Below are 12,173 nucleotides of genomic sequence, written 5' to 3'. Positions count from 1 at the left end.
ACGACGACGCCAACTCGAACCGCCACCCGACCGCGTCACGCTGCGGCCTCGCTGCACGAGCATGAAGTTCGAAGCGGAACTGATGACGGTTCAAGACGTGTCGCGGTACCTTCGCGTTCCGGTCGGGACGTTGCGCAACTGGCGCGTGACGGGCGACGGCCCGCCGGCGGCGCGGATCGGAAGGCACGTCCGCTATCGCCAAGCCGATGTCGAAGCCTGGGTGAGCGAGCCTGTGAGGCTCGACGTCGCCCAGCGCGCACACGAAGGGTGAGCGGCGGCGCTCAATCGGAAAGAGAATTCGCGAGGCGTTCGCTGGCAAGCGGCGTACCGCGCGCTCGATGGCCGAGAGCGAACGCGAACCTTCTCACGGAAGGTCGACGCGGAGCGATGGCTCCGAGATCAGGAGACGACGCTCGACAGGGGAGAGTGGGTCGATCCACGGTCGGGTCGCTCCAACTTCGGCGAGTACGCGACAGCTTGGCTGTCGGTGAAGCGTGCGACCGTCGCGCCACGCACCTACGTGAACATCGAAGGCCGGTGGCGCAACCACATTGAGCCGGTATTCGGCGAGCACCAGCTCGCCTCGATTCGCCCGATCGACGTGCGGAAGTGGGTCGCCTCAATGCTCGATGCCGGCATGGCGCCCGACACGGCACGCAAGGTGCTCCAGGTCCTCGCTCAGATCTTCCGGAGCGCCGAGATCGACCGTCTGATCGCGCGCAGCCCGATCATCGGCATCGAGCTCCCGAGGTCCGCGGCGGCCGACGAGATGCACTTCCTCGCTGCCGCCGAGGTCGAACGCCTCGCGCGCTGCATCGACTCGAGGTACCGCGCGCTCATCTTCACCGCCGCCTACTGCGGGCTTCGCGCCGAGAGCTCGGTTATCTGCGGGTCGACAGCCTCGATCTCCTCCGGGGCCGCCTCGAGGTACGCGGCTCACTCGCCGAGGTCGGCGGACGGATCGTCGAAGGGCCGACAAAGACGGGCAGGGTCCGTACGGTCGTCGTCCCTCGCTTCCTCGCTGCCATGCTGGCCGATCACCTGCCGAAGTACGCGTCGAGCGGGTACGTCTTTTCGTCACGTGATGGCGGGCCCGTGCGGCATCGGAACTTCATGCGACGCCACTATGACCCGGCAGTCGCGAGTGCCGAGCTCGTCGACGGACTTCGTTTCCACGACCTCCGACATACCTGTGCCGCGCTGCTGATCGCGTCGGGGGCGCATCTCCAGGAGGTGAAGGAGCACCTTGGCCACGCGTCGATACGGACGACGTCGGATCGGTACGGGCACCTCTACGACGAGGCGCGTGAGCGGCTTCGCGACCGTCTCGACGCGACCTTCGCTCAGAATCTCGCGGACTTTTCGCGGACTTCGGACGCGGACGACGCACCGGAAACGTCAGAATCCCTCCGAAGAGGGACTCTGACCAGGAACTTCTTGGAGCGGACGACGGGATTCGAACCCGCGACCCTCACCTTGGCAAGGTGATGCTCTACCAGCTGAGCCACGTCCGCGTGACCGGCGACGATAGCAAGGCGGCTCGTCACCGGGGTACCGGTCGAGGTCAGAGGGCCTTTTCGATCGCCTCGACGACCTCGGGCGCCTCGGGGTCGACCATCGGGCTGAAGCGCGAGATCACGTTGCCGTCCCTGCCGACGAGGAACTTCTCGAAGTTCCAGCGGATGTCGCCGGTGTGGCCCTCGCCGTCGGCGACCGGCGTGAGCTGCTGGTACAGCGGGTGGCGGCCGTCGCCGTTCACCTCGATCTTCTCCGACATCGGGAACGTGACGCCGTAGGTCGTGCTGCAGAACGTCGCGATCTCCTCGGCCGAACCCGGCTCCTGCTCGCCGAACTGGTTGCACGGGAAGCCGACGACGTCGAAGCCGCGTTCCGCGTACTTCTCCTGCAGGTGCTCGAGCCCGGTGTACTGCGGCGTGAGCCCGCACTTCGACGCGACGTTCACCATCAGCGTGACCTTGCCGTCCTCGCCCTCGAGGAGTCCGGGCTTGCCGTCGAGCGTGGCGATCGAAGTCTCGTAGACGGACATGAATCCTCCATCGGGGCGGCGGGCCGCGGCAGTCGAACGCGGCGGGGGCACACCGTACTCTTGCCCACCGTGACCCAGACCGAGCTGCGTCGCGTCAACCTTCTCGACGGCGCGTTCTACGCGGGCGATCCGTGGTCGGTGTACCGGTGGTTGCGCGACGAGCATCCCGTGTACCGCGACGAAGCGAACGGGATCTGGGGCATCAGTCGGTACGACGACATCGTCGAGATCGAGAAGCACCCCGCGCGCTACAGCTCCGCGCGCGGCTCCCGACCGAAGGTCGATCCGCAGCAGTCGATGATCGACAGCGACGATCCCGTCCACCAAGCTCGCCGTCGCCTCGTCGCGCGCCGCTTCACGCCGCGCGCGGTGAAGCAGAACGAGAGCGACGTGCGCGCGGTCGCCACCCACCTCGTCGATCGCGTCGCGCCGCGCGGCGAGTGCGATGTCGTGCGCGACCTCGCGGCGCCGTTTCCCGCGTCGGTGATCGGGCGGAAGCTCGGCTTTCCGCCCGAGCTCTGGGACAAGTGTCGGGAGTGGTCGGAGTTCACGATGCACGACGGCGGGCAGTATCCCGTCGACGGCTCGCCACCGGAGACGACCGGGCGCACGATCGAGGCGGTGCTCGAGTTCGCGGTCGAGACGATGGCGCTCGTGCAGGCGCGCCGACACGAGCCGCGCGACGACCTCATCTCGGTGTGGGCGCACGAGGAGCTCGACTGGCCCGACGGCACGCGCCGGCGCATGACCGACGACGAGCTCGTGAGCGAGGCGCTGCTCGTGCTCGACGGTGGTGCCGAGACGACGCGATCGGTGATCGGCACCACGTGTGTCGCGCTCAGCGAGCATCCCGACCAGCACGCGAAGCTGCGCGACGACCCGTCGATCCTCGCGACCACCGGCGTCGAGGAGATCATCCGCTGGGTGTCGCCGCTGCTGAACATGGCGCGCACCGCGACGGAGGATCACGAGCTGCACGGCGCCGAGATCAAGGCCGGCGACGAGCTGTTGCTGATGTACGCGTCGGCGAACCGCGACGAGCGCGTCTTCACTGAGCCCGACCGCTTCGACGTCATGCGCGACCACAACCTGCATGTCGCGTTCGGGTTCGGCACGCACTTCTGTCTCGGTGCGTCGCTCGCGCGCCTCGAGATCCGCGTGATGTTCGAGGAGTTGCTGCGGCGACTGCCCGACATGCAGCTCGCGCCCGGCGCGCAGCCGCGCATCGTGCCCGCCGCGTTCTCGCGAGCGTACGACGCGGTGCCGGTGGTCTTCACGCCGTCGGTCTGAACCCGCCCGCACGCGAGAACCGCGCGCGAGAAACGGCGAGACCTGCGTTCTCTGGTCGCGCTCGCTGCGCTCGCCGCTCCTGACGCCTCCGCGCGCGAGTCGGGCGGGCCGCGAAGCGACCCGCCCGACCTTGCGGGAACCAGCGCCGGCTACGACGACTGCTCGGAACCGCGCGTGCGGTTCACGAAGCGCTGCGCGAGCTGCGGCAGGCGAGCCTTCAGCTTCGCGGCGCGAGCCGAGGAGATGCGGTGGTGCGACGTGAGCGCGTCGACGCGCGTGTCGCCCGCCTTCACGAGCGCGTCGACGACCGTCTGCGGCTGCACATGGTGCGCGTTCGCGACGTCGGCCACGCTCTGACCACTCGCGAGCGACTGGCGCAGGCTGTCCGTCGTGACTCCGATCGTCTTCGCCGACACGTCGACCGCGCCGCGCACCACACGGTGCCGGATGAGCGCGCCCGGCTTCGCCTCGACGAGCTTCGGCACGCGCTTCGCGATGCCCTGCTCGATCTTGGTTTCCTGCGCACCCGTGATCTTGCCGTTCGCCTCGGCCTGCTGGACCGCGTGGTCGAGCGCGGTCTCGACCGCGCTGACGACGGTCGACTCGGCGACGTGGTGGTCGGCCGCGACGGCGGCGATCGTGTGGCCGCCCTTCATCGCCTTCAGCAGATCGGCGGGGGAGAGGCCGATCGTCTTCGCCGCGGTCTCGAAGCCGAGCTTGCGGAGCCCGAGTCGCGCCTTGGGGTGGCCGGCCGCGGTCGCGGCGGTGGTCGGGGCCGAGCTCGACGGGCCCGGCGTCGCCGCCGAGGCCACCGCGAGTCCGCCCGCTCCGACCACCGCGGCGGTGACGAACGTGGCAAGAACCTTCTTGATCATTCGGGGACGCCTTTGCTCTGGGGGATGAGTCGAGTGTCGCCCCGGTTTGTCAGGAGACTGTGAGGCCCCCGCCAAGCGTCGGCTACTGCAGGCCGAACTTGTCGCGGGCCCGGCCGAGGACGCCGTCCATGCCCGCGCCGTGGAGGGTCATCCCGCCGTCGATCACGATGTTCTGGCCGGTGACGAACTTGGCGAGATCGGAGCAGAGGAACACGACGACGCCGGCGATGTCGTCCGGCGCGCCGACGCGGGCGAGCGGCGTCTTGTCGATCATGCGCTCCCGTTCGCCGAGACCCTGCTCGACGAGGAGCAACTCGGTCAGCGGCGTGTGGATCATGCCGGGCGACACCGAGTTCGCGCGGATCGTCGGCGCGTACTCGAGCGCCGCGTTCGCGGTGAGCGCGACGACCGCGGCCTTCGCCGCGGAGTAGGGCGCTTCGCCGGCCGACGGTCGCGTGCCCGAGATCGACGCAGTGCTGACGATCGCGCCGCCACCGCCGGCGAGGATGTGCGGCACCGCGGCCTTGAAGCCGTGGAAGACCCCGTTGAGGTTGAGGTCGACGATGCGCTTCCACTCGTCGACGTCCCACTGGTGGATGTTCATGATGTTGCTGCCGCCCGCGTTGTTGAAGAGGAGCGACAGCCCGTCGAGCTGCGCGTGCGCGTCGTCGACCGCGGCCTGCACGGCGTGGAAGTCGGTGACGTCGACCTGGTAGGCGAGGCCGTCGAGCTCCTTCGCGAGCGTCTCGGCTCCGTCGCCGTTGATGTCGAGGAGCGCGACGCGTGCGCCTTCCTCGGTCATGCGGCGCGCGGTCTGCGCGCCGATGCCGGACGCGCCGCCCGTCACGACCGCCCGGTGTCCGTCGAGCAACCCCATGCGTCCCCCTCGTTCGCGAGCGCCCGGATGCTACGGCGCGCCGCCGAATCCCCGACCCCGCGCCACCATGCGGATCGCGAGGTGGCCGGGGGCATCTGATCGAGAAAAGTGACGCGCCGCGTCACCTGGATCGATCAGATCGGCCGCAGTTTTCGCGCTCCTAGTGGCGCGATTGGGCGGTGTTTGGCTACTGTGCGTGGTGGGAGCAGGGGCGGGAGAGCGGGATGCGGCGGTTGTTCGTTGGCCTGGTGGCCTTGATCGCCTTCTGCGCGCTCGGGGGCTTCGTCGCCGGCGCGGTCATGAAAACCGGCGCCGCCGCGACGGGCTCGGCCGACGGCAGCCTGGCCTCCGTCGTCGTGGTCCGGTCCGACCAGCAACCGCCCATCGACGTCTCGACTCCGGTCGCGGTCGACAAGGCGACCTTCCGGCTGACCGTCCCGCGCGGCCGTCGCGATCTGTTCGATGTCCGTTTCTCGGGCGCGGTCTCGTTCCCGAACGGCGCGTCGTTCCCCGTCGCGATCGACGTCACGATCGACGGCATCGCGATGCCGCCGGCGTCGCTCCCCGCGTGGCCGAACAACGTCGCGCCGCCGATCCCGTTCCAGGTCGAGCGCGCGCTCGGACCGCTCGCGTCCGGCACCTACGACATCGGCATCCAACTGCACGCGAACCTGAACGATCACCGTTCGGTGCAGCTGCTCGGCTGGACCTTGCTCGCGCAGCGCATGCCGCAGAAGGACACGGGCGGACCGGCGACGACGTTGCCGAGCGGCACGAGCAACGCCTGAGGACGCGCGATGTCAGCGCTGCCGTACGCGTCGATCGTCCGGCCGCCACGACGGGCATTGCGCCAGTGCGAGATCGACGGCGATCACGCCGTCGTCGGCAACTTCCCGGGCACGAGGCACCGGATCCCGATCGCCGCGATCGATCGCTTCGACACGGTCGCGAGCGACGGCGCGTCGTCGTAGGACGCCGGTCGTCGCGAACCCCTTTGGTACGCTCCTCGCTCCGCTCGGGCCGTTAGCTCAGGGGGAGAGCACTTCCTTGACACGGAAGGGGTCGCAAGTTCAAATCTTGCACGGCCCACCGGATAACAGCAGGTCAGCCGGGGTGCAGCACCCCGGCTGATTCGCGTCCGCGGCGCGTGGCGTCGCGGGCGCGAAGAGTCCACGGCCGGTCGCCTTCTTGGGTAGACCGGGCTTCATCAGCTCACGTGCCCACGTTCTTCTCCCAGTGCTCGCGCTCACCGCCGTCGTGGCTCTCTCCTCCGGATGCCGCAGCACGAGCTCGGGCGCGTCGGCCCGGTCCGACCAACCGGCGCCGCACACGTCGCGATCCACCGCCGCGATGTTCGACGACCTCCCGCGTCTCCTCCGGATGCGGGCCGTCGGATCGGTGTCGTCTCGGGGCGGCGTGACGACGCGCACCTTCACGGTCCCGATGGAAACGCCGTGGCTCGCCATCCAGAGCTACGAGCATGTGCTCCAGCGCGCGCAGTGGAAGCTCGTCGTTCGCGTCCAATCCGTTGGCACCTCCGCGTACCAGGGCGCCTGGCAGCGCGGCGGCTATCACCTCCTGGTGACGACGGCACGCGGCCCGGAGGCGGACGAGAGTGGTGGCGAGTCCGTCGCGCAGCTCTCGCTGGAGCTCTTCGCTCGCGGGACGCCCCTGACGACCCTCGCGCGGCGGTAGCCGGTGATGACCCGACCTCGCCGACTCGGTTCTTGGCGAGGTCGAGACGAGGATCCTGCGGAGATCAGCCGACGCAGTGCGGGCCGTCCGCGACCTGACCGGTCGTGTTCGTTCCGATCGGCGGCCCGACGGCGAGCAAGCCGGTGTTGACCGTGACGTTGCCCGCGTGGATCAGGGCTTGGAAGCGGTCGAGGCCGCGCGGCGCGGGACCATCGCGCTTCTCGCCGACTCGGTTGTACTTCGATCCGTGGCACGGGCACTCGAACCACTGCGAGCTCGGACACCACGGCACGCGGCAGCCGAGGTGCGTGCAGCGCTGGTAGAGCGCCACGATGCCTTGCTGCATGCCGGCGAGGATGAAGTCGGGATACGCGTTCGACTTCCGAGCCGCCGGGAGGTCGGCGGCGGGGTAGCGCACGATGTACGTGCGCGCCTCGGGCACGTAGAACGGCTGCTTGTTCGTGTCGATGAACGACAGCATGGTGTCGAGATTCCCGGCCGGGATTGTGCCGCCGAAGCCGCCGCCGCTCGAGGGCCAGAGATACGCGATCACGGTGCTCACTCCACCCGCGAGCGCGATCGCGACGGTTCCGAGCAGTCCGCGGTTGAAGAACTCGCGGCGCGTGATCCCCAACGCTTCGTCGTCCGGCACGTGCCGGCTCGTCAAGGGCGCATCCCGCAGCAGGGCGAGCTCGCCCGCGGCGGTCGGGCCGCCGGCACGGTCGACCGATCGGGCCGCTTGCTCGACCGACGCGCCGGGTCGGTCGGGTGCGGATCGTCGCATCGTCCGCGTGACCGACCGCCGTGAGGCACCGGCGCGTAAGAGGAAGTGAATGGTCACGAGCGCGGCGACCGCCAGGACCGTGAGCGCTGCGACGTCGAGGAGAGACATGGGTGAGGTCCTCCGTTTCCGTCATTCACTGTCGTACAACAATGATTGCTATACTACAGCTATATGGCGCAGCCGCGAACGAGGGGATCACACACATGACCGTCGGACCGGAGCCATTCGCGCCCGCAGACATGGCCGTACCGCCGCGTGCTGCCGTCACCGATCCCGAGAAGGCGCATGCGTGGGGCACGAGCATGACGCTGGTGCTCGGGGCCGACGACGACGACCGCGTCGGTGCGTTGGTCGACCGGACCGCGCAGCTCGCACTCGAACGGCACGCGTCGGTGCTCGTGCTCCACGCCGTCCATCGCAGCGAGGTGTGGGCGCTCGCGAGCCTGATGATCGACTCGAGGCCCTACCTCCAAGCGCGGCGCCGGCGGCTCGAGCGCAGAGTCGCCGCACCGCTGTGCAGCCGCGGCATCGACGCGCGGGCCGTCGTACAGCTCGGTGAGCCCGCGCACCAGCTCGCGCACATCGCGGCGAGGTACGGCGCCGACCTCATCGTGATCGGCGGCGAGACGCACGAGCGCAAACACCATCTCGTCGGCGGTGGCGTGGCCCGCCGGCTCGAGCACCTCACCGCGGTGCCCGTCGAGGTCGTCGCGCCTGCCGTTCTCGGCGCGGCAGCCGGCCACAGCGACTCTCACTACAGCTAGCGGCGCAATCCAACGCAATCAGAGTGGCGGGCGGTTCGCCTCGACGATCTGCCGGAGCAGCCGCGCGGCCGGGTACCGCCGCGCGATCGCGCGCCGCGGCCGGTCGAGGAGCGCGTACCGAAGGAACATCACACGCGCACGACGGCGCGACGCGGTCTGACTTTGCTCGGCCATCCGGCGACACCGGCGTTCGTAGCGCGCGAGCCATCGGAACGCGCCGTCCGAGTCGACGAGCGCCTCGCCGAGGGAGGGAACCCGTTCCGAGAGACTGGGAGCGTGCTCCGAGAGGAACTCGCGCGCGCGTGTCGTCCTGGTGAGCGCGCGCGGTCCGCCGCCGACGCACGTCGCCCGCTCGGGAGACGGATAAACGCCGGCGAAGCACCGTGCACTTCACCATTCGTGGATCCGTCGTCGGTTCGAACAGGTCGGCCGGCGCCCACCACGTCCACAGCTCCCAATCCGAGTCGTACCGATGAGGCGTACCGAAGATGTCGTCGCGCGTCCCGGAGGCGCGACGCCGTCGCACGCGAGTACGGCATCGAACGAATCGGAACGACCGGCTCGGAGCAGCCGAGCGGCAACGGTCGGGCCGGCGATTCCGGCGCCGACGACGAGCGTTCTCACGGCCCCTGCGCATCTCGCTCGCGCGTCAGGCCGTCGTGCACGATCGCCGACCCTCCGGTCGACGCGACGAGCATTGGTAGCCCGCTCCCGCGCGGTACTCGGACGGCCGCGCCCCGCACGACCAGCGCACGCGCGGCCGCTCCGACGCTCGCCAACGGGGCCCCGAGGCGTTCCGCGAGTCGGTCGATGGGCTGGGGCCCGTCGACCACGACGGAGACGAGCGCGCGGCGCGCCAGCGGTGACAGGCCGAGCGACGCGGGGTTCAAGGCGTAACGCTCGGAACTCGGCTGCAATACGTGGCTGACTTCATGTCATGTGTAGAGTAGCAAACATTGGTGGAAGCCACGTATTGGTCCACGATGATCGGGAAAGGTGCGTCCGCATGATCTGCACGCTGCGACAGATGTCGTGTCGACGACGGGGTGTTCGTTCGTGAGCCTGGTCCATCGCGTTCTCCACCCGGTGCCGGTCACGTCGTTCGATCAGTACCTGCGGATCCGCGGCGGCGAAGGCCTGCGTGCGGCGAGGCGACGCGACGCCGACGCCATCATCGACGAGGTTGCCGAATCAGGTTTGCGCGGGCGCGGCGGGGCCGGGTTCCCGACCGGGCGCAAATGGCGCACGGTGCGCGCCAATCGATCGCATCTGGTGCCGGCCTCGGTCGTCGTCAATGCGGCCGAGGGTGAGCCGGGCACGTTCAAGGACCGCACGATCCTGCGCAACAATCCGTACCAGGTGCTCGAGGGAGCCTTGATCGCGGCCCGCGCGATCGGCGCCGACCAGGTGATCGTCGCAACGAAGCACGCGTTCACCACCGAGATCGCGCGCGTGCGCGGCGCGATCGCCGAGCTCGACTCGGCAGGTTGGTGCGACGGCGTGACGATCGACGTGTTCGAGGGGCCTCGGGAGTACCTGTACGGAGAGGAGACGGCGCTTCTCGAGACGCTCGACGGTCGCTACCCGTTTCCGCGAATCGCGCCGCCGTACCGGCGCGGGGTGCGCGAGCTCGTGACCGCTCGCGCCGCGCTCACGTCGGCGAGCGGCCTTTCGGCCCGCGTCGCCATGGCGGGCCCGGCTGCGGAGCTTGCGGCACCGCCGACGCTCGTCGACAACGTCGAGACGCTCGCGAACGTGCCGCGCATCGTCGCCAGAGGAGCCGCGTGGTACCGGACGCTCGGCACCGAAGCCTCCCCCGGCACGATCGTCTGCACGATCACCGGCGCGACGCGTCGGGCCGCGGTCGGCGAGGTGAGCTTCGGCACACCGCTGCGAGAGATCATCGACCTCGTCGGTGGCGGCGTTCGTCCGGGTCGTCGGGTCGCCTTCGTCCTCCCCGGGGTCGCGAACGGAGCGATCCTCCCCTCCGGACTCGACACGCCCGTGACCTACGAGGATCTCGCGCGCCGCGGCAGTGGCGTCGGCTCGGCGGGCTTCATGGTCTTCGACGACACCGCCGACCCGGTCGCGGTGGCTGCGGGCGTATCGCGCTTCCTGGCCGTCGAGTCGTGCGGACAGTGCACGCCCTGCAAATTCGGAGGTCTCCGCGTCGCGACACTCCTCGCGCAACTCGCTCGGTCAGCCGCGAGCGCGAGCGATCACGGTGTGCTCCGGACCGTGCTGGGCAGCGTCGACGACGGCGCCCGGTGCTCGCTCGCTTCGCAGCAGCGCACCGCGGTCGGAAGCCTGCTCGACGCCTACCCGGACACCGTGCGCGCGCACCTGAGCGGCGCCGCGCCGGCGCGGGAGCCCGAACCGATCGCCGAGCTGGTCGACATCGTCGACGGCCGGGCGACCATCGATTCCTCCCAGATCTCGAAGCAACCGGACTGGACGTTCAGCGAGCAGTGGTCGGGCAAGACGCCGGCCGCGCGCCTTGGAGAACATCGAACCGGGGGTGGCTCCGACCTCTAGCGCAGCGCACCCGAGCGCCGGTGCTTCAGGTCGTCCAGCCGAGTTTCCAGGCCTCGTCGGGCTGCTCGCCGAACGCGTCGGCGAACGCCGAGAAACCGGCGATCATCTCGGCGCGACGAGCCGGCGTGACTGCGGCAACGATCGCGCGTACCTCCTCCCCGCGGTCGAGCGTCACCTTCCGTACGAGAGCACGGCCACGCGCGCTCAGGAGGACCGTGACCTCGCGCCGGCTCTCACGCGATGTCGCGCGCTCGATATGGCCCGAAGCGAGGAGGCGGTCGCAGAGTCGCGTCGCGCCGGAGGGGTGGATCGCGAGCAGCTCGGCGAGCCCTCCGACGTTCTGCTCACCATGCTCCGAGAGCAGGACGAGGGTCCGGTACTGCTGCAACGTGATCGAGACGGGTTCGAGAGAACGCACCGCGACGCCGACGAGCGAAAGCGAAGCCAGAAGGATCGCGTCGGTCGCCGACTCGATCGATACGACTTCGCTCGTGTGGGGTGCCATCAGCCGGCATCCACTCGCCGCTGCACGTCCCGTTTCGTGATCGCGAGGTACGTGACCATGGCGACGATGAGCGCGCCGAAGACGAGGACGACGACCCCGTCGCCCATCCCGAGTCCGCTGTCGTGATGCGACTTCGCGAGGCCGTCGGCGATTGAGGCGCCGAGCGGGCGCGTCATGACGTACGCGATCCAGAACGTGAGGACCGCGTTCCCGCGCCGCAACCGGTAGCCGAGTGCGACGGCCGCGATCACCGCGGCGAACAAGATCGCCGACGGGAAGTAGCCGAGCTTCAGCGTGTACGCGGTGAAGTCGCCGAGCGCGGTGCCCATCGCGAACGTCGCGGCGACCGTCGCCCAATAGAACGCCTCGCGACGCGGGGTGTCGATCTCGTGGATCGACAGCGTGTGCTCGGTGCGGTACCAGGCGATGAACACGAGCGCGAGCACGGCGGCGTAGAAGATCGTCGACGCGGTGTACGGCACGCCGAGGCGTACGTGCACGACGTCGGCCGCCATCGTCCCGAAGACGCCGACCATCACGACCGCGAACCAGTAGGTCCAAGCGACGTAGCGACCGGCTCGGAACTGCAACACCAGCGCGGCGACGAAGCCGCAGAAGCCGAGCGCCACCGCGAGCTCGGGTGCCATCACGTGCACGAGGTAGTCGGAGGTCGACTCGCCCATCGCGGTCGACAGTCCCTTCACGATCCAGAACGTGACCGCGACCTCGGGGACGCGCCGCGCGCCGCGGGTCGTCACCCACGCGCGGCCGGCCGTGTCGGTTCGCATGGCGGGACCTCAT

13 protein-coding genes, 2 tRNA genes and 1 pseudogene are annotated in these 12,173 nt (G+C 69.6%); 9 read left to right on the top strand and 7 right to left on the bottom strand.

What is annotated here, in order from left to right; genetic code table 11:
* The first annotated feature begins 61 nt into the window (after positions 1-61).
* Together VH914_08200 and VH914_08195 are read left to right on the top strand one after the other, a co-directional pair.
* Positions 62-271 (top strand): helix-turn-helix domain-containing protein, encoded by a 210-nt coding sequence (locus VH914_08200; protein ID HEX4491167.1) that lies wholly within the window; start codon positions 62-64, stop codon positions 269-271.
* Between the two features lie 198 nt (positions 272-469).
* Positions 470-1,207: pseudogene (locus VH914_08195) on the top strand (N-terminal phage integrase SAM-like domain-containing protein).
* Positions 1,208-1,438: 231 nt separating this feature from the next.
* Here the strand turns inward: VH914_08195 and VH914_08190 are convergent.
* Positions 1,439-1,514, bottom strand: a tRNA-Gly gene (locus VH914_08190).
* Positions 1,515-1,564: 50 nt separating this feature from the next.
* A complete protein-coding gene (locus VH914_08185; GenBank protein ID HEX4491166.1) occupies positions 1,565-2,047 on the bottom strand; it encodes a glutathione peroxidase in 483 nt (160 codons plus the stop codon).
* Between the two features lie 69 nt (positions 2,048-2,116).
* On the opposite strand from VH914_08185, the gene VH914_08180 reads away from it, so the two are divergent.
* Positions 2,117-3,337 (top strand): cytochrome P450, encoded by a 1,221-nt coding sequence (locus VH914_08180; GenBank protein ID HEX4491165.1) that lies wholly within the window; start codon positions 2,117-2,119, stop codon positions 3,335-3,337.
* A gap of 149 nt (positions 3,338-3,486) precedes the next feature.
* Here VH914_08180 and VH914_08175 read toward each other — a convergent pair whose 3' ends face one another.
* Both VH914_08175 and VH914_08170 read right to left on the bottom strand, forming a co-directional pair.
* Entirely contained in the window at positions 3,487-4,212 is a 726-nt protein-coding gene (locus VH914_08175) for a hypothetical protein (protein HEX4491164.1), read from the bottom strand.
* 82 nt (positions 4,213-4,294) lie between these two features.
* The gene (locus VH914_08170; protein HEX4491163.1) at positions 4,295-5,089 is read right to left on the bottom strand and encodes an SDR family NAD(P)-dependent oxidoreductase; all 795 of its coding nucleotides are present in this window, start codon (positions 5,087-5,089) and stop codon (positions 4,295-4,297) included.
* Between the two features lie 248 nt (positions 5,090-5,337).
* Between VH914_08170 and VH914_08165 the strand changes: the two genes are divergently transcribed.
* The 4 genes from VH914_08165 (at position 5,338) to VH914_08150 (ending at position 6,784) form a co-directional block, all read left to right on the top strand.
* Positions 5,338-5,877, top strand: coding sequence for a hypothetical protein (locus tag VH914_08165; protein ID HEX4491162.1), 540 nt, complete (start codon positions 5,338-5,340; stop codon positions 5,875-5,877).
* 9 nt (positions 5,878-5,886) lie between these two features.
* Positions 5,887-6,060, top strand: coding sequence for a hypothetical protein (locus tag VH914_08160; GenBank protein ID HEX4491161.1), 174 nt, complete (start codon positions 5,887-5,889; stop codon positions 6,058-6,060).
* Between the two features lie 46 nt (positions 6,061-6,106).
* Positions 6,107-6,178, top strand: a tRNA-Val gene (locus VH914_08155).
* 261 nt (positions 6,179-6,439) lie between these two features.
* Positions 6,440-6,784: a hypothetical protein gene (locus VH914_08150; protein ID HEX4491160.1), complete on the top strand. Its 345-nt coding sequence runs from the start codon at positions 6,440-6,442 to the stop codon at positions 6,782-6,784.
* Between the two features lie 64 nt (positions 6,785-6,848).
* Here VH914_08150 and VH914_08145 read toward each other — a convergent pair whose 3' ends face one another.
* Positions 6,849-7,676: a Rieske 2Fe-2S domain-containing protein gene (locus VH914_08145; protein ID HEX4491159.1), complete on the bottom strand. Its 828-nt coding sequence runs from the start codon at positions 7,674-7,676 to the stop codon at positions 6,849-6,851.
* 95 nt (positions 7,677-7,771) lie between these two features.
* Here VH914_08145 and VH914_08140 point away from each other — a divergent pair, with 95 nt between their 5' ends.
* On the top strand, positions 7,772-8,332 hold the full coding sequence (locus VH914_08140) for a universal stress protein (protein HEX4491158.1): 561 nt from the start codon (positions 7,772-7,774) through the stop codon (positions 8,330-8,332).
* A 1,056-nt stretch (positions 8,333-9,388) separates the two neighbouring features.
* Positions 9,389-10,867 carry an NADH-ubiquinone oxidoreductase-F iron-sulfur binding region domain-containing protein gene (locus VH914_08135; protein HEX4491157.1) on the top strand — a complete coding sequence of 493 codons (1,479 nt, stop codon included), beginning with the start codon at positions 9,389-9,391 and terminating at the stop codon, positions 10,865-10,867.
* Positions 10,868-10,892: 25 nt separating this feature from the next.
* On the opposite strand, the gene VH914_08130 is transcribed toward VH914_08135, so the two are convergent.
* Positions 10,893-11,372, bottom strand: a complete 480-nt coding sequence (locus VH914_08130; GenBank protein HEX4491156.1) for a MarR family transcriptional regulator — start codon at positions 11,370-11,372, stop codon at positions 10,893-10,895.
* Positions 11,372-12,160 carry a hypothetical protein gene (locus tag VH914_08125; protein ID HEX4491155.1) on the bottom strand — a complete coding sequence of 263 codons (789 nt, stop codon included), beginning with the start codon at positions 12,158-12,160 and terminating at the stop codon, positions 11,372-11,374. The genes VH914_08130 and VH914_08125 overlap by 1 nt, the downstream gene beginning before the upstream one ends.
* Positions 12,161-12,173: the final 13 nt, after the last annotated feature.

Source organism: Acidimicrobiia bacterium (genome assembly GCA_036271555.1).
Lineage (GTDB): Bacteria > Actinomycetota > Acidimicrobiia > IMCC26256 > PALSA-610 > DATBAK01.
The sequence above is the reverse complement of the archived record's forward strand: the minus strand, read 5'-3'. Positions and strand labels throughout refer to the sequence as shown.

Coding starts and splice junctions, on each gene's coding strand:
- VH914_08200 (HEX4491167.1), top strand. CDS start 62: ATGAAGTTCGAAGCGGAACTGATGACGGTTCAAGACGTGTCGCGGTAC.
- VH914_08185 (HEX4491166.1), bottom strand. CDS start 2,047: ATGTCCGTCTACGAGACTTCGATCGCCACGCTCGACGGCAAGCCCGGA.
- VH914_08175 (HEX4491164.1), bottom strand. CDS start 4,212: ATGATCAAGAAGGTTCTTGCCACGTTCGTCACCGCCGCGGTGGTCGGA.
- VH914_08170 (HEX4491163.1), bottom strand. CDS start 5,089: ATGGGGTTGCTCGACGGACACCGGGCGGTCGTGACGGGCGGCGCGTCC.
- VH914_08160 (HEX4491161.1), top strand. CDS start 5,887: ATGTCAGCGCTGCCGTACGCGTCGATCGTCCGGCCGCCACGACGGGCA.
- VH914_08150 (HEX4491160.1), top strand. CDS start 6,440: ATGTTCGACGACCTCCCGCGTCTCCTCCGGATGCGGGCCGTCGGATCG.
- VH914_08145 (HEX4491159.1), bottom strand. CDS start 7,676: ATGTCTCTCCTCGACGTCGCAGCGCTCACGGTCCTGGCGGTCGCCGCG.
- VH914_08140 (HEX4491158.1), top strand. CDS start 7,772: ATGACCGTCGGACCGGAGCCATTCGCGCCCGCAGACATGGCCGTACCG.
- VH914_08130 (HEX4491156.1), bottom strand. CDS start 11,372: ATGGCACCCCACACGAGCGAAGTCGTATCGATCGAGTCGGCGACCGAC.
- VH914_08125 (HEX4491155.1), bottom strand. CDS start 12,160: ATGCGAACCGACACGGCCGGCCGCGCGTGGGTGACGACCCGCGGCGCG.